Annotated in this window: 16 protein-coding genes and 2 tRNA genes; 9 read left to right on the top strand and 9 right to left on the bottom strand. The window is 44.5% G+C overall.

The window, feature by feature from the left end; translation table 11 throughout:
• The first annotated feature begins 64 nt into the window (after nt 1-64).
• Entirely contained in the window at nt 65-685 is a 621-nt protein-coding gene (locus ITG09_19110; GenBank protein UPR55037.1) for a copper-binding protein, read from the top strand.
• Nucleotides 686-786: 101 nt separating this feature from the next.
• Here the strand turns inward: ITG09_19110 and ITG09_19105 are convergent, their stop codons facing one another.
• The 3 genes from ITG09_19105 to ITG09_19095 form a co-directional block, all read right to left on the bottom strand.
• Complete coding sequence (locus ITG09_19105) at nt 787-1,044, bottom strand: hypothetical protein (protein ID UPR55036.1); 258 nt, start codon at nt 1,042-1,044, stop codon at nt 787-789.
• Between the two features lie 238 nt (nt 1,045-1,282).
• Nucleotides 1,283-1,357: transfer RNA gene (locus ITG09_19100), tRNA-Gly, on the bottom strand.
• A gap of 38 nt (nt 1,358-1,395) precedes the next feature.
• Nucleotides 1,396-1,470, bottom strand: a tRNA-Gly gene (locus ITG09_19095).
• A gap of 520 nt (nt 1,471-1,990) precedes the next feature.
• Here ITG09_19095 and ITG09_19090 point away from each other — a divergent pair.
• From ITG09_19090 to ITG09_19060, 7 genes are all read left to right on the top strand, one after another.
• Entirely contained in the window at nt 1,991-3,154 is a 1,164-nt protein-coding gene (locus ITG09_19090) for a threonine/serine exporter family protein (protein UPR55216.1), read from the top strand.
• Nucleotides 3,155-3,352: 198 nt separating this feature from the next.
• A complete protein-coding gene (locus tag ITG09_19085) occupies nt 3,353-3,691 on the top strand; it encodes a PhnA domain-containing protein (protein ID UPR55035.1) in 339 nt (112 codons plus the stop codon).
• A gap of 101 nt (nt 3,692-3,792) precedes the next feature.
• Nucleotides 3,793-4,215, top strand: coding sequence for an N-acetyltransferase (locus tag ITG09_19080; GenBank protein ID UPR55034.1), 423 nt, complete (start codon nt 3,793-3,795; stop codon nt 4,213-4,215).
• A 51-nt stretch (nt 4,216-4,266) separates the two neighbouring features.
• Nucleotides 4,267-4,761 carry a GNAT family N-acetyltransferase gene (locus tag ITG09_19075; protein ID UPR55033.1) on the top strand — a complete coding sequence of 165 codons (495 nt, stop codon included), beginning with the start codon at nt 4,267-4,269 and terminating at the stop codon, nt 4,759-4,761.
• Between the two features lie 122 nt (nt 4,762-4,883).
• Nucleotides 4,884-5,315 (top strand): GNAT family N-acetyltransferase, encoded by a 432-nt coding sequence (locus ITG09_19070; protein ID UPR55032.1) that lies wholly within the window; start codon nt 4,884-4,886, stop codon nt 5,313-5,315.
• A gap of 140 nt (nt 5,316-5,455) precedes the next feature.
• Nucleotides 5,456-6,817, top strand: a complete 1,362-nt coding sequence (locus ITG09_19065; GenBank protein UPR55031.1) for a DUF1800 domain-containing protein — start codon at nt 5,456-5,458, stop codon at nt 6,815-6,817.
• A gap of 8 nt (nt 6,818-6,825) precedes the next feature.
• Complete coding sequence (locus ITG09_19060) at nt 6,826-8,064, top strand: DUF1501 domain-containing protein (protein UPR55030.1); 1,239 nt, start codon at nt 6,826-6,828, stop codon at nt 8,062-8,064.
• Between the two features lie 52 nt (nt 8,065-8,116).
• Here ITG09_19060 and ITG09_19055 read toward each other — a convergent pair whose 3' ends face one another.
• On the bottom strand, nt 8,117-8,728 hold the full coding sequence (locus ITG09_19055) for a LysE family translocator (protein UPR55029.1): 612 nt from the start codon (nt 8,726-8,728) through the stop codon (nt 8,117-8,119).
• 101 nt (nt 8,729-8,829) lie between these two features.
• Here ITG09_19055 and ITG09_19050 point away from each other — a divergent pair, with 101 nt between their 5' ends.
• Complete coding sequence (locus ITG09_19050; protein ID UPR55028.1) at nt 8,830-9,720, top strand: LysR family transcriptional regulator; 891 nt, start codon at nt 8,830-8,832, stop codon at nt 9,718-9,720.
• A gap of 60 nt (nt 9,721-9,780) precedes the next feature.
• On the opposite strand, the gene ITG09_19045 is transcribed toward ITG09_19050, so the two are convergent.
• The 5 genes from ITG09_19045 to ITG09_19025 form a co-directional block, all read right to left on the bottom strand.
• Entirely contained in the window at nt 9,781-10,725 is a 945-nt protein-coding gene (locus ITG09_19045; protein ID UPR55027.1) for an ADP-ribosylglycohydrolase family protein, read from the bottom strand.
• 218 nt (nt 10,726-10,943) lie between these two features.
• Nucleotides 10,944-11,867 carry an amino acid ABC transporter permease gene (locus tag ITG09_19040; protein UPR55026.1) on the bottom strand — a complete coding sequence of 308 codons (924 nt, stop codon included), beginning with the start codon at nt 11,865-11,867 and terminating at the stop codon, nt 10,944-10,946.
• A gap of 139 nt (nt 11,868-12,006) precedes the next feature.
• A complete protein-coding gene (locus ITG09_19035; GenBank protein UPR55025.1) occupies nt 12,007-12,816 on the bottom strand; it encodes a transporter substrate-binding domain-containing protein in 810 nt (269 codons plus the stop codon).
• A gap of 12 nt (nt 12,817-12,828) precedes the next feature.
• On the bottom strand, nt 12,829-13,626 hold the full coding sequence (locus tag ITG09_19030; GenBank protein UPR55214.1) for an amino acid ABC transporter permease: 798 nt from the start codon (nt 13,624-13,626) through the stop codon (nt 12,829-12,831).
• A complete protein-coding gene (locus tag ITG09_19025; GenBank protein ID UPR55215.1) occupies nt 13,626-14,342 on the bottom strand; it encodes an amino acid ABC transporter ATP-binding protein in 717 nt (238 codons plus the stop codon). The genes ITG09_19030 and ITG09_19025 overlap by 1 nt, the downstream gene beginning before the upstream one ends.
• Nucleotides 14,343-14,546: the final 204 nt, after the last annotated feature.

The raw sequence follows: 14,546 nt of genomic DNA, 5'->3' as shown, positions 1-14,546 counted from the left end.
TAAGGGCGCACCACATGAACATATAAAACTAACAACACAAACAGAATTAATCTAAGGAACGACTATGAAAAAGACACTGATTGCTATCGCCCTAACACTGACTACTGCAACGGCTTTTGCTGCTATGAATCATTCAGCTGGTGACCACTCAAACATGGATCACTCAGGAATGGACCACTCGATGATGAAGAGCGGTGAAATGGATCATTCAAAGATGGATCACAGCATGATGAAGGATGGAAAGATGAACCATTCAAAGATGAACCATTCAAAGATGATGAATATGGATGGAATGATGGACATGGAAGGTATGTCGGAAGTTGGTATGCCAGCTCAAGGCGCTAAACCCGATAAAGTGGTTCATGTTCTACTGAGTGACGACATGAGAATTACGTTTAAGAACAGGGTCGATATTGAGCCTAATGACGTGGTGCAGTTTGTAGTGATGAATACAGGCAAGATTGACCACGAATTCTCGATTGGTTCTGCAACAGAGCAGTTAGAGCATCGTGAAATGATGAAAAAGATGGGTAACCACCATCATGATTCTGGCAGCACAGTGACAGTAAAACCGGGCAAAGCGAAGCAGTTGCTTTGGCATTTTCACGGTGATAATCACGTAGAGTTCGCATGCAATATCCCAGGTCACTCAGAAGCGGGTATGGCGAAGTCGATAACGCTGTAGGCATTATCTAATAGAGCTAGAAGTAGCTGCTAGACAAGTACAAGAAAGCTTAAAGATAAGTCTTAGCTCATCGCGTAGTTGAGACTTATCTTTCTTGGCCACTACTGTAATAGGATCGATGTTTCCAGTAGGTGCTGAGCTTCACCACTTAGGTGCGGTAGCTCTGACATGATCTTCTTAAGCTTGTCGTCGATCGATTCCACTTCACTTAAAGAGCGAAATGCAAGAACGGCTTGCTCTGGTTCGTTGCTCACATAACCCTTCAACGTATTAAGCTGAATTTTGTTCGCATTTTCGACTTTTGACAGTGCGACATTGATTGCTTCGATGTTGATTGTTAACTCATTGCTTTTAAACATTTTTATTATTTTTTGGTTGTTTCTAATTGGCGCACATTAACACAACCATTTTTTCGGATATTGACCAAGATTATTAAATTGGAACAATTTCGAAAACGACTAAAAGTAGAACAGCGGCATTAGCTATTAAAATATGAAGCAATAGAGGGAGTTAACGGGTGTATCTAGAGACAATAAAATTGATGTTGAAGCGTTTGATCTTTGGGAGAGTTTTGGCTGAATAAAGCCTAAGTAGGATTGGAGCGTGCAGCGGGAATCGAACCCGCATCATCAGCTTGGAAGGCTGAGGTAATAGCCATTATACGATGCACGCACACTGTCTTAAGAGTAAGACTGAGGCATCAAGAAGACTGGAGCGTGCAGCGGGAATCGAACCCGCATCATCAGCTTGGAAGGCTGAGGTAATAGCCATTATACGATGCACGCACATCGTCTTAACGAGTTTGATAATGCCACATCTAACTGAAAACGAAACCTTTTTCTTTCATTTTTATTCTAAGTGCTCGCATAACCACCACTCCGCTAGTTTTTCAATCATGTCTGGCGTTTAGAGAGTGAATAAAATGTGACTAAACTCTCGTTAAGCTCAAGAGTCAAACGGGTACTGACTTGATAGTTTCGGGGAAGGAGAAAGGGATGAATTTATAAACTGGTATCGGATGTTATTTCCTCACCAGTATAGGCGAAATCTAAGGTTGAACGTGTTAACACCATCGAGATTTAAGCCAAATTTACAAGTGCGTTTATAACAATGTGGATGCATAGATTTAACTTACGAACGATTCGTATTATTCATTAAACTAATCCCAAATGAGTAGAGCGATACATGCCTCAGTGTGTTCGCAGAAAAAAGTAACGAATTTAGTTGATAATTCACGCAAAAGTCTCGTCATTCCGTCTATCGTTTGGTACATTTGCCGCACATTTTGTCTCGCCTAAAATACCCATGCCTTCTCAGTTCAGAATTAACAAAATTGTTGAAATTGGTGACACTCTTCACCGCAGCGGTTGTGCTCCCTATAAGCTTGAAAAATACACACAGTTCTATGCAAAAAAGCATGGTGTGGATGTGATGATCCAAGCAACACCAACCGCGATTAATTATCAATTTCCAGACGATAACAACGCCGTTATTCTTAAGCGTCTAAAGCCTGCTTCAATTAATCTGAGTTTGTTGGCAAATACCATCATTCGTATCAACCAACCAAGCAGTGAGCCAGTGCCAGAGCCTGTCGGTTACTCAAAGTTTGTTACGGCACTAGCTAATATGGGCATTCCGCCTGCGTATTTGATGCTAGTCGGCAGTACGTTGGAAGCGGTTGGCTTTTCTGCGTTATTGGGTTTGATGGTTTGGGTATGTCAGCAAGTCCTGCATTCACGTCGCGCAATTGCGGTTGAATTTATCTCAGCATTATTGACGGGCATCTTTGTGGCGTTTTTGGCAAGTACAGGCTTGCCGATCCCTGTGTGGGCGTTGTGTATTGCGTCAATCGTCTTATTCGTCCCCGGATTATCCATAGCCAACGCATTAGAATGTTTGGCCTTCAACGATCTCGTTTCGGGTACCAGTTTGCTAGGGCAGAGTGCCTTAACGCTGATCAAGCTATTTGTTGGGATTATCATGGGTCTCAATATTGGTGAAGCGATATGGGGACAAGCGGTCTCCATCGACTATACCAATGCGGTGCCAGTGTGGATGCACATATCAGGCTTGGTGTTGATCTCTGTGTCTATCGGCGTGATGTTCAATGCTCGCCCTAAAGATATCTTACTTGGTCTGCCTGTAGCGGTTCTGGGTATGTGGGGTCCGTTCTATCTCGGTTTTGATAGTGGTTGGGTTGTCGGTACTTGGGTAACCACCGTTCTTATTACTTTGTATGGTACTTGGATTGCTAAAAAGATGGAGCTCACGGGGTCTATTTACATCGTGCAAGGGATCATCATCTTAGTTCCGGGTAGTCGCGTATTGGTGAGTGCGAGTCAATCGGTGTTTGAGCAATCTATCTTGCCGATCCCGAGTATCGGTTTATCGGCGCTGTTTATGTTCTCCGCGATTGTGGCAGGGCAAATCACCGCGTATTCGATCTACTCACCAAAAGTCGAGCGTTAATCTGATTCGATTCCAACTGCCGCTCAGGTAACTTCGTTTCTTCAACAAACACAGCTTGGCGGCTGTGTTTGTTCGTTTTAGAGCTGCTCTTTCCCTACTTTAGGCTTATCTTCAGGCAATCGATTAGATTTGTACTCGCTAAGCCTAGCAAGAGTCATTAAAATAGACGCAAATTCTATTTAAATGAAGTATTAACGTATGTCTTTACCTCCTTGTCCGCAATGCCAATCTGAATATGTCTACCCAGACCAAAACAACCTAATCTGCCCTGAGTGTGCCTATGAATGGAACCCAGAAGAAGAGCGTTTAGAAAGAGAAGCTGCGCGTGTAAAGGACGTTAACGGCGCAGTGTTAGATACCGGCGATAAAGTCACTTTCATTAAAGATTTAAAAGTGAAAGGCAGCTCTAGTGTACTGAAAATCGGTACCAAAGCAGTGATTCGACGCATCAACGAAGGCAAAGATCACCAGCTAGATTGTAAGCTTGATGGTGGCGGTGAAATGCTGGTGACTGCAAAGTACGTGAAAAAACAGTAACCATTCTTTCGGACGATTGTCGTAAATGTTCAATGCTTTTGGGCCGTTATTGAGCATACTGACTAGCGAACAGAGTCAAACTCAAACGTTAGAGAATCAACATGATCAGAGAATACAGCGCAGCCGACACCGAAACGGTCATAAATATATGGCTCACGGCTTCCATTAAGGCTCACAACTTCATAGCGCCTGAATTTTGGGAGTCACAAGTAGGCAATATGCGCGATATCTACCTTCCTGCGTCACAAACCTATGTGTTCCAAATTGATGGGCAAGTTCGCGGGTTTTATTCGCTTTATGAAGGTATATTAGCCGCGATCTTTGTCTGCCCTGAGCATCAAGGGAGTGGTATCGGGAAACAGCTCATGCAACATGCCAAGCTTGAATGCCCTAATTTGTCATTGAATGTGTACAAAGAGAATCAAGTGACCATTGAGTTCTACCTTTCTCAAGGCTTTAGCATCGTAAGTGAACAAGCCGATGAGCACACCGGGCACCAAGAGTACACCATGCATTTAGCCTAGCGTTGGGCTTAGTGAATAGTCCGACGAGCATTAGGCAGGAAAAGAGGTTATATGGATATAGTCAAAGCCGACATGGCGCACTCGAATGCGTTCCACCATTATGTAAACGCTTGTATCGATGATGGACTTGAAATCTATACCGGTATTACCGATGGCAGTGATACTTACTTAGAAAGGCGAATCGCTTATTCAAAAGGTGAGTGTTTGCCTGAAGGTTGGACGCCAGCTTCTACTTACTTTTGTATTGATTCTGACCAGATTCTTGGTGTGATCAGAGTTCGTCACGGTACCAGTGAATACATTCATGACGTTATCGGGCATATCGGCTATGAGACTCTGCCACAAGCGAGGCGGCGAGGTATCGCAAGTCACATGTTGTCTTGGGTTCAGCGTCATATACTTATCGAAAGCGCTATTATTACCTGTGATTACGACAATGTTGCTTCGCAAAAAGTGATTGAGAAGTGCGGCGGCCAGTTTTTAAATACCTTTTATTCAGAGCAAGATCAGCAAGAGGTGTTGCGCTATCAGCTAGACCCAAAATGAACACTAAAGCATGGCACTTGCTTATGTTCGCTTACTTTCCGTTAGCGAGATTTTATTAAATTGAAGCCACCATTGATGGTGGTTTCTTTAGTTATAGTTCATCGATTATTGTTGGAGATATTTTGAAGTATTCGACAAGACCTGCTCAGTCATCAGATTATGAATTTCTGTTCGAGCTAAAAAAGGCGGCTGAATTTGAGCCAATCAAGGCTGTTATTGGCTGGGATGAGCAAATTCAACGAGATATACACGCCGAAGAGTGGGCAGAGGAAAGGCCTGAAATCATTGAGTATCAGGGCAAAGCGATTGGCAGTGTGTTGCTGCAAGACAAAGGTGACCACTTCTACTTTTGCCGATTCTTCTTGTTGCCTGAATATCATGGCAAGGGCATTGGTAGCCAAATCCTCACCGATTACTTAGCTCACGCAGATAAGCTCAGTAAGCCCGTTGAGTTGTGTTACCTGCAAGGTAATCGCGTTGGAGAGTTGTATCTCCGGTTTGGTTTTGAAATCACCTCGCAAAATGACCAGTTTGTATATATGTGGCGTAAATAGACATTCATTCAAAATGATCACACCGTGTCTGTAACTTGATAGGCACCTGACACCCATCTAACGTAAAACCTTGTAAAGCTCCCTATGCTCGATAACTAAGCGATTACACTTAGAACAGATCGAGCGTAAGGGAGTGTGCAATGAATTATTACCCAACTTCAAAAATTGTGGCTGAGCAAAGGTTTGGTTTTGGGCCTAGATTAGGTCAAGCAGCCTATTATTCGCCTTTAGAACAGTTAGATAAAAAGCCATTTATTCATCAGTCCATTCAAGCTTTACCCACAACCGAATCTATCCTGATAACCGTCGGTGAGAATCGTGAACAGCGAAAGAAAGCCAAGGGTGATGAGCAAAAGATGCAAGCAATGAAGAAAGAGGCACAGTCTTTTCTTCGAACTCACTACCGACAACAAGCTCAAGCTCGCCATCTACAAAGCGTTGAAACGCCTTATGGTTTTCAAGAGCGCATTATTCAGTTTTGGAGCAATCACTTCGCCATTTCGGTCGACAATCGAAAGTTGATGCCCTTAGCTGCGAGTATTGAAAACGATGTGGTTCGCAAGCATTGGAATGGTAATTTCAGCGATATGCTGATGGCTTCTTCAAAACATCCAGCCATGCTTCTTTATCTAGATAATCAACTCTCGATTGGGCCCAATTCCAAAGTCGGTAAGCGTCGTGATAAGGGGCTCAACGAAAACCTCGCTCGTGAAATTCTAGAGCTCCACACCCTCGGCGTTGATGGTTCCTATACCCAACAAGATGTAATTGCTTTGGCCAAAGCGATCTCGGGGTGGGGTATTAAATTCCAATCTCCAAATGCTGGTTTTCGATTCGCCAATAACCTCCATGAGCCCGGCAGCATTATCTTACTTGGAAAACCTTACTCCCAATCAGGTATCTCACAAGGGGAGTCGTGTTTAGGAGCCTTAGCTAACCACAAAGACACGGCCAAACATTTGGTTGATAAGCTTTGCGAGCATTTTATTGGTGACACGCCTAAAGATCTCTCAGAACAAATGATCGCGACATATCTAAAAGGTAATGGTGAGTTACTGCCCGTTTATCGCTTGTTGCTGGGAAGCAAAGAAGCAAACGAACCCAAGCCCAATAGATTCAGACCACCGAAAGAGTGGCTATTTGCGGTACTTCGCAGTGCCGACATTCCTCTTAATGATAAGCAAGCACTGAACACTCTCAACACACTAGGCCAACCACCCTTTAAACCGGGTTCACCTGCAGGATGGTCGGATCAAGACAGAGACTACAATAGCCCTTCGGCATTAACCCAGCGTATGCAAGTCGCTAATCGGCTAGCCTCAATCGCGATAAAGTCGGCTAAGGCCTCGGGTACAAAACCAAAGGTGGTAGTAGATGACGTGATCGCAGCTTTATATGGCGATGCGATTGATGAACATACTCAAATTGTATTGAGCAAAGCCGACAGCGCTGCAATGCAACTTTCCCTGTTGTGGTTAAGCCCACAGTTTCAATATCGTTAGGAGTGGGTATGAAAAAGACAAACGGTTCGCAGAATATGAAGTCGCAGAGTCATGAGCCACACAATCACGACCTACAAAGTATTGATCGTCGCCAGTTTATGGGCCTTGCCGCAGCTGTTGGTGTGAGTGCGATGTTGCCATTTCCAAGCTTTGCCAAAACACGTTCAGACAATATCTTTGTTTGGATATCACTGCGTGGCGCGATGGATGGGTTAAACGTTGTGGTACCTCATGCTGATCCTGATTATGCAGATCTAAGACCGAATATTGGCTTGAAGACTAAGCAACTACTTAACCTAGATAGTTTCTTTGGGTTACACCCTTCGCTTAAAAGTTGTCATCAATGGTATGAAAATAAAGAAGTCAGCTTTGTTCATGCTTGTTCAACCGCTTATCGCGAGCGTTCTCATTTTGATGGACAAAAGATATTAGAAAACGGCACTTCCGATCCTTTTAATACCGAAGGGTGGCTTAACCGTTTACTCACGCTGAGTTCCTCCCAATACGATGGAATTGCGATTGATTCCGGGCTGCCGCTCATCATGCAGGGTGAATCTACCGTGGCAAGTTGGTATCCAAACCGCTTGAAAACACGCGACAAACAAACCGAGCTACTTGAAGAACTCTTCCAAAGTGACCAAATGTTGTCTGCTAATTTCGAAAGTGTAATGAAAATCGACGAGTTGGTGGGTGACCAAGGCGTTGGCAAACAATTTAAGTCATTGATGCGTAAAACGGGCGACATCTTATCTGCTGAAAACGGGCCAAACATCGCAGCACTAGAATTAGGTGGTTGGGATACCCACGCAAATCAAGGCAGCGTCAATGGTAGATTGAGTAACCAGCTTAAAACCTTGGATGCAGGGTTAGCGGCGCTTAAAGAGTCGTTAGGTTCACGCTGGAATAATACGGTGATCATCGCCGCAAGTGAATTTGGCCGAACAGCGAAGGAAAATGGCACAAAAGGCACCGATCACGGCACTGGTAACGTCATGTTGGTTGCGGGTGGTGCGATGGCTAGCAAGGCTTTAAACACATCGAGCTCAGGCGCATCTGGAGGCAGAGTTATCGCAAACTGGCCGGGATTAAGCCAAGAGAATCTGTACCAAGGGCGAGATCTCAAACCAACTACCGACATGCGAGGCGTAATCAAAGGCGTGTTGAACCAGCATCTGTCGATAGAAGAAAAGCAACTCAACACCATCTTCCCTGATAGTGAGATGATAAAGCCACTTCAAATGATATGAAGTGGCTTTGAGCCTTAGATTGTGGGCTTTGGTACATCGCTTTGGATGTGGTTTAAGACTTAACCGCCAACAATGCCCCGAATGTTACCAATCCAACCCCACACGCTTGGTTGAGCCTTTTCTTGGCTTTCAACAAGTGTTTTTGCAGCGTCTTCGAAGTAAATAACATAGCGACAATTCCAAACCACAAGCCGTGAAGGACAATCATGTAAAGCCCGTAACCGAGAGCGACATGTTGGTTAGCAGCATCGGGTGAGATGACTTGGCTGAAGATGCTCAGGAAGAACAACATGGTTTTAGGGTTGAGCACGTTACACAGAAAGCCTTGCGCCAAGTAGCGCCAAATACTGATGTTTTGCGTCGTTCCTTCCATAGGTGCGAGTTTGCTGTCTGCGCTTAGAATGCCTTTTATTCCAAGGTAAACAAGGTAAGCGGCCCCTGCGTATCGAATGATGTCGAAAATCTGCTCATTCTGTGAGATTAAGTAACTAATACCCAGCATCGAATAGCTAATGTGAACACAAATCGCTAGGCTGACACCTAGTGCTGTCCAAATACCGGCTTGTCTTCCTTGATTAACGCTATTTTTCAAAACTAAAACGAAATCAGCACCGGGGCTTATAACAATCAATAGTCCTAACACCGCTAAGCTTAACCACTCCATAAATACTCCAACTCTCTTATTTAATGAGCTGGCATTGTATGGTTTTTTATTGCTGCCTATAATCGAAATGAATTCCATCTATCTGTGAGAAAAAATCACACATGAGACATTTGAAAGCATTTCATATTTTCCACGTAGCAGCGCATTCGAGCAGTTACAGTGATGCGGCGGATAAACTCAATATCACACATGGCGCAGTGAGTAAGCAGATCAAGGTATTGGAAAATCACTTATCTCACGCCTTGTTCTATAAACAGGGCAGGAATGTGTGTCTCACCAAAGAGGGGGAATTACTCAAAGGTTACACAGAGCAAGCGTTCCAAGCCTTGGAAACTGGAGTCCATAAGCTTAATCAGCTGAATCATCAAGCGTTGGAGGTTTCATGCGAACCCACATTGACCATGCGCTGGTTAATGCCTCGACTCGGTGATTTCTATAACGAATCCGGAATTGATGTTCGATTGTCTACCGCAGGTGGGCCTGTGACATTAGGCGCAACTGGATTAGATATGGCCATTCGCCGAGACGACTTCAACGTAACCGAGCATTACAAACAGATACCGTTAGTTGAAGAGTGGGTTGGCCCTGTGTTCTCGCCTGATTACTGGCAACAGGTCAAAGACAAGTTAGCCGATGTAAAATTACTGCACAGCAGCACGCGACCAAACGCTTGGAGCCACTGGGCATCCATCACCAAAGATAGTGAATTTGATCGCCGATTGGTGTCACAAACTATATCAAACCAGACCTTTGCACACTTCTATTTCTGCTTTCAAGCGGCCGTTGATGGGCTAGGAGCGGCTCTTGGTTCTTATCCATTGGTGGTTGATGATTTGAATAGAGGCAACTTAATCGCACCGTTCGGCTTTGTGCCTTCCGGTCATCAGTACATATTGCTCACACAAGATAACAAGCGCGATGAGCCAGAAAGCCCGTTTGTGGTTTGGCTGAAAAATGAGTTATCGCAGTGTGTTCCAACCTTAAAGGAATGACAGTCTTCGACCTAGAAGTTTACTTGTCTTATGTCAGACTCTAGTTCGTTATTGTGGAAATCACTCAATAGGCAAAGACAGCACACCGCCATTGAGTTCGACTTGTTTTAGCCATTCGGTTGGAATTTCACCATCTTCTTCGTAGAAACACGCCGCTAATACAGCGCCAATCACAATCGCACGCCCGCAGCTGTCACCACCACATAAGATATTGTCACGAATGCCTTGTTTAAAGCTCTGAGCGCCAGCAATAATGCGAATCAGTAGTGGGAACGCGGCACTCAATTCACAATGTAATCCGAACTTTTTCGCGGCATCTGTTATGGAAAGTTCGGGCTCAGCCAGTGCTTCATCGATTTGATCGTGGATAAACTTGCTGCAGGTTTGTCGTACCATTTCTACTGACTGTAATGGTGAATTGCCTTGTATCGCGGCTTGAATCAGTAGGGTGATGGCTTGTGCCCACTCTACTGCTTTATCATTATTATTAGTGACTCGAACCGCACTTTCGACCATAGCCGGTAAGGTGTGAGAGGTGTAGGTACACGCCACCAAAGGAATCAGTTTTGAAACCGCAGGTAATTGGGTGTCATCTGCGCCACAGGCTGTAATTGGAGCATCTGCTAGCTCTAGTTGATGTATGTTCAGCAAGCTCATACGAGTCGCTTTATCAATGTAACCTTGCCAACTGCCACCAAAATCAAACCAGAAACGGAAGTGCTTAATGTAACTCGCTTCATCGTAGTGTTGGTTACCGACTAAGCTATCGACCATCGCCAATAACTGAGCACCGTATTGCGATTGGTCGCCAGCGGATTTTCCTTGGTGGGCAAAGTAACCTTTGTCTTGATAATCGAACTGGTTTGGTGAGCGAAATTCTGGTTCAAAACCCGCAACCTGTAAGATCCTCTCTTGGTCATACAGCCAATGTAACCCCATTGAAGCGGCGTCTCCAACCAATGCGCCCACAACGGCGCAAAAAGCTCTTTCTTTATGATTGTCCATGCTGAGTGAAGTCCTTGAGAAGATCCAATGGAATTTGATACTTCAAGTATAGTGTCTAAATGATGGGTTTGCTGTGTTTCAGTAGAGAGTTTTGAAGCAATTAATCCTGATTGGTCAATGGGTTAAACCAATCAGGGTAAGTGGATGAATATTATGACTTAGGTGGCTGTGTTGGCATCTAACCGACACTTGAATACTCGTCTAAATAAACAATGACACTAGCGGTTAAGGTAAACACTCGAGCGTTGTTCAATGACTTTGAAAATACGTGAAAGGGTGAAACATAACGCGAAGTAAACCGCGCCAACAATCAACCAGATCTCGAAGATCAAACCGGAAGAGTTCGCCATTTCAGTGCCAACAAATGTCATTTCTTGAATCGAAATCAGCGACACAATCGAGGTATCTTTTACTAGAGAAATTGCCTGACCTGCTAAAGGTGGCGTGATTGCGGTTAATACCTGTGGGCCAACCACATATCGATACTTAGAGAATGCAGATAAGCCGAGAGAGTCGGCCGCTTCCCATTGGCCTTTAGGAATGCTTTCTAAGCCGGCTCGAATAACCTCAGCGATATAAGCGGAAGAGAGCAGGCCAATACAGATAACGCCAGACGCTAAGTTTTCCCATAGGTTTGCAGGCCCGAATAGGAAATCTTGAACAGCGTTAATTTCACCATTGTGTTCACGTAAAAGGCTTTCTAAACCAAGCAAAGGGATCAACTGGTTAGACACAAAGAAGTAAAAGATAAACACAAACACCAATGGTGGAATGTTTCGAACCAACTGGATGAAAAGCAGTGCCGGTGTTTTGAATAAAGCGATCTTAGAGTGTCTTGCTACCCCTAACAGTGTGCCGAAAGAGAGTGCTAACACCATGCTCCATAAGCTCAAACGCAATGTTGCGACCAAGCCTTGGAAGAAATAAGGAATACTGCCTTGAGACGGTGGAATAAAGATTAACGTGAACGCGTCTTCCCATCGCCACTGATAATTAATACCGACAGCAGAGCGATAATACAGCCAACCTGCGAACGCACAAATGATGGCAAACAACACTCCATCTAATAGATTGAGGCGTTGATACCAAGGCTTCGTGTGAAGGTTGGGCTTGGGCGTTGATAATGCGCTAGTACTACTCACGTCATTCCTGTTTAAACGATGATAATTAATGTGTTGTGAGAGGTGGCTATGAGTTTATAGCTAACTCGAGTGTTTCTTAAAAGGCAGTACCAGCAAGGTACTGCCTTGATTGGTTCTTTAGCGTTCAATTGGCAGTCGATTACTGACCTTGAGCAATCTGATCTTGCCAATCTAGAGTAGAGAACCAGTACTCGTAACGCTCTTTCAACCAACCGTCTTCAGTACGTGCTTTGATCCACTCGTTGAAGAACTCAGTTTTGTCTGTTTCGCCTAGGCGCACAGCAAATGCTTCGTTGCCTTTAGAAAGACGCTCTTCAAATGGAATGAATAACGTGTCTGCGTTTTTGATCGCTTCGTGCTCTGGTTTCGGGCTAGATGCGATAACCGCGTGTGCATTGCCGTTTAGCACTTCTTGGAACGCTTGAGCATCGTCATCGAACTGAAGTACTTTTGCTTTCGGGAAAGTTTCACGAGCCACTTGAACTGTGAATGCACCACGGCGTGCTGCAATTTTCACACGGCGAGAATCGAAATCAGAGATCTGAGTAAAGCCTTCAGCCAATTCTTTGTTTGCTGCTAGTTGAACACCAGAATGAGAGTAAGGTTCAGTAAACAAAACACTCTTAGAACGCGCTTCAGTGATCGACAAACCGCCGATGATCACGTCGAACTTGTTCGACAGTAGAGAAGGAATAATGCCATCCCACGCCGTCGGTACAAACTCAACTTTCCAGCCTGAATCTTCAGCTAGGCGTTTTGCCACGTCGATTTCAAAGCCAACAAGATCACCTTGTTTGTTACGCATCGCCCAAGGTACAAAAGTCGACATACCAACACGCAGAGAGCCACGTTCGTTGATTTTATCTAGGTTAGGCGTTTCAGAAGCAAGTGCAGGCAAACTTACGGCAAGCGCAAGTAGAGCTGTAATTGCGGTTTTAAATAGCTTCATGCTGATAAATCCTTATTGTGTTCGCCAGTTAGCCCCGAGCTTATGCTCAAGCCAAGCTGCAACGGCAGAAAGTGAAAGTGTAAGTGCGAGATAAATGATCGCCACAGAGAACCAGATCTCAAATGGCATCGCGGTTTCAGAAACAATGTTTCTGGCTTCGGTTGTCAGGTCGAAAATCGCCATGACACTCACAATCGAAGAGTTTTTGATAAGGGAGATAACCTCATTCGTCAAAGGCGGCAACGTGCGTTGAATCACCTGAGGAAGAATCACATCCCAATAAGTATAGGTCTTTGATAAGCCCAAAGATTGAGCGGCTTCAAATTGTCCTTTAGCTATGCCATTTAAACCGGCACGAAATATCTCGGCAGTGTACGCCCCTTGGAAAAGTGCCAGGGCTAAAACAGCCGTGCTAAAGCGATCCAGCCCTAGTACGGGACCGAACACAAAATAAAGTAAATAGATTTGTACTAATAACGGCGTATTACGAATCAACTCGACATAGCTGGTGGCTAAGGCTCGCCCAACCACAGAATTAGAGTTGCGTAATAGGGCTGTGGTTAAACCAATAGCCAGCGTCGCGACCAAAGAAATCAAAGAGATATTGATGGTGACGAGTAGCCCTTCCATCAATTCTGCAGGCCACCATTCGCCGTCTTCATAAAAGGCGATGTAGTCGGGCACGCGTTCCCACTGCCAGCTGTATCCCATGGCTTGTGCGCCAGAATCGAGGATCCAGATAACAGCGGCCGCGAGCACAACAATTTGTACCAATGCAGATAGGGCAGGTTTTACAATTTTAAGCAGCATCAGTAAGTCAGAATCTGATTTAGGAACGCTTGAGTACGCTCGTGTTGAGGATTCTCGAATAGACATTGTGGCGTATTGGATTCCACGATTTGCCCTTCATCCATAAATATGACACGGTCGGCAACACGTTTCGCAAAGCCCATTTCGTGTGTCACACACACCATGGTAATCCCTTCACTTGCTAGCTCAACCATTACATCAAGCACCTCATTGATCATTTCCGGATCAAGGGCGGATGTCGGTTCATCAAACAATAGCAGTTCTGGCTTCATACAAAGAGAGCGAGCAATCGCAACACGTTGTTGTTGGCCACCAGAAAGTTGAGCTGGGTATTTATTGGCTTGCTCGGCAATGTGCACACATTCGAGATAATGCATTGCCGTTTTCTCTGCTTCTTCTTTGCTTTTCTTGAGCGTACGAATTGGGGACAGAGTCAGGTTTTCAAGCACAGTAAGATGGGGGAACAAATGGAAGTGCTGAAACACCATTCCGACTTGACCTGGAGTGTTGAATTTGCACGGAAGCGCTTGTTCTAGCACGGAAAGCTCGCCACTTTCGAAGGGTTCTAGCTGATTGATACAGCGGATCAAGGTTGATTTACCTGAACCAGACGGTCCGCAAATCACCACTATCTCTCCCTGTTCAATATTTAAATCGATATCCTTTAGGGCATGAAAATCACCATACCACTTGTTAAGTGACTTAAACTTAACCATTTCCTTGAGATTGTTCAAATCGTTGTTCATACCTAGTAAAGAGACAGGTTTACCTTAACAATATAGAAATATGATTGCACATAAAATTAGGGACTTATGAGAATTTAATAGCATCTTGTAGGGCAAATAAAAAGCAGCGCCCAAAATGGACGCTGCTTTTGATATACGTAGGGCCAAAGTATTTGGTTCAGTGTGATGTCATAA

The organism is Vibrio cyclitrophicus, assembly GCA_023206055.1.
GTDB classification, from domain to species: Bacteria; Pseudomonadota; Gammaproteobacteria; order Enterobacterales; family Vibrionaceae; genus Vibrio; species Vibrio cyclitrophicus_A.
The sequence above is the reverse complement of the archived record's forward strand: the minus strand, read 5'-3'. Positions and strand labels throughout refer to the sequence as shown.

Bases quoted from the DNA above. Each gene is read 5' to 3' on its own strand.
- ITG09_19110 (UPR55037.1), top strand. From the start codon at position 65: ATGAAAAAGACACTGATTGCTATCGCCCTAACACTGACTACTGCAACG.
- ITG09_19045 (UPR55027.1), bottom strand. From the start codon at position 10,725: ATGGACAATCATAAAGAAAGAGCTTTTTGCGCCGTTGTGGGCGCATTG.
- ITG09_19105 (UPR55036.1), bottom strand. From the start codon at position 1,044: ATGTTTAAAAGCAATGAGTTAACAATCAACATCGAAGCAATCAATGTC.
- ITG09_19025 (UPR55215.1), bottom strand. From the start codon at position 14,342: ATGGTTAAGTTTAAGTCACTTAACAAGTGGTATGGTGATTTTCATGCC.
- ITG09_19060 (UPR55030.1), top strand. From the start codon at position 6,826: ATGAAAAAGACAAACGGTTCGCAGAATATGAAGTCGCAGAGTCATGAG.
- ITG09_19080 (UPR55034.1), top strand. From the start codon at position 3,793: ATGATCAGAGAATACAGCGCAGCCGACACCGAAACGGTCATAAATATA.
- ITG09_19090 (UPR55216.1), top strand. From the start codon at position 1,991: ATGCCTTCTCAGTTCAGAATTAACAAAATTGTTGAAATTGGTGACACT.
- ITG09_19085 (UPR55035.1), top strand. From the start codon at position 3,353: ATGTCTTTACCTCCTTGTCCGCAATGCCAATCTGAATATGTCTACCCA.
- ITG09_19050 (UPR55028.1), top strand. From the start codon at position 8,830: ATGAGACATTTGAAAGCATTTCATATTTTCCACGTAGCAGCGCATTCG.
- ITG09_19055 (UPR55029.1), bottom strand. From the start codon at position 8,728: ATGGAGTGGTTAAGCTTAGCGGTGTTAGGACTATTGATTGTTATAAGC.
- ITG09_19075 (UPR55033.1), top strand. From the start codon at position 4,267: ATGGATATAGTCAAAGCCGACATGGCGCACTCGAATGCGTTCCACCAT.
- ITG09_19035 (UPR55025.1), bottom strand. From the start codon at position 12,816: ATGAAGCTATTTAAAACCGCAATTACAGCTCTACTTGCGCTTGCCGTA.
- ITG09_19065 (UPR55031.1), top strand. From the start codon at position 5,456: ATGAATTATTACCCAACTTCAAAAATTGTGGCTGAGCAAAGGTTTGGT.
- ITG09_19030 (UPR55214.1), bottom strand. From the start codon at position 13,626: ATGCTGCTTAAAATTGTAAAACCTGCCCTATCTGCATTGGTACAAATT.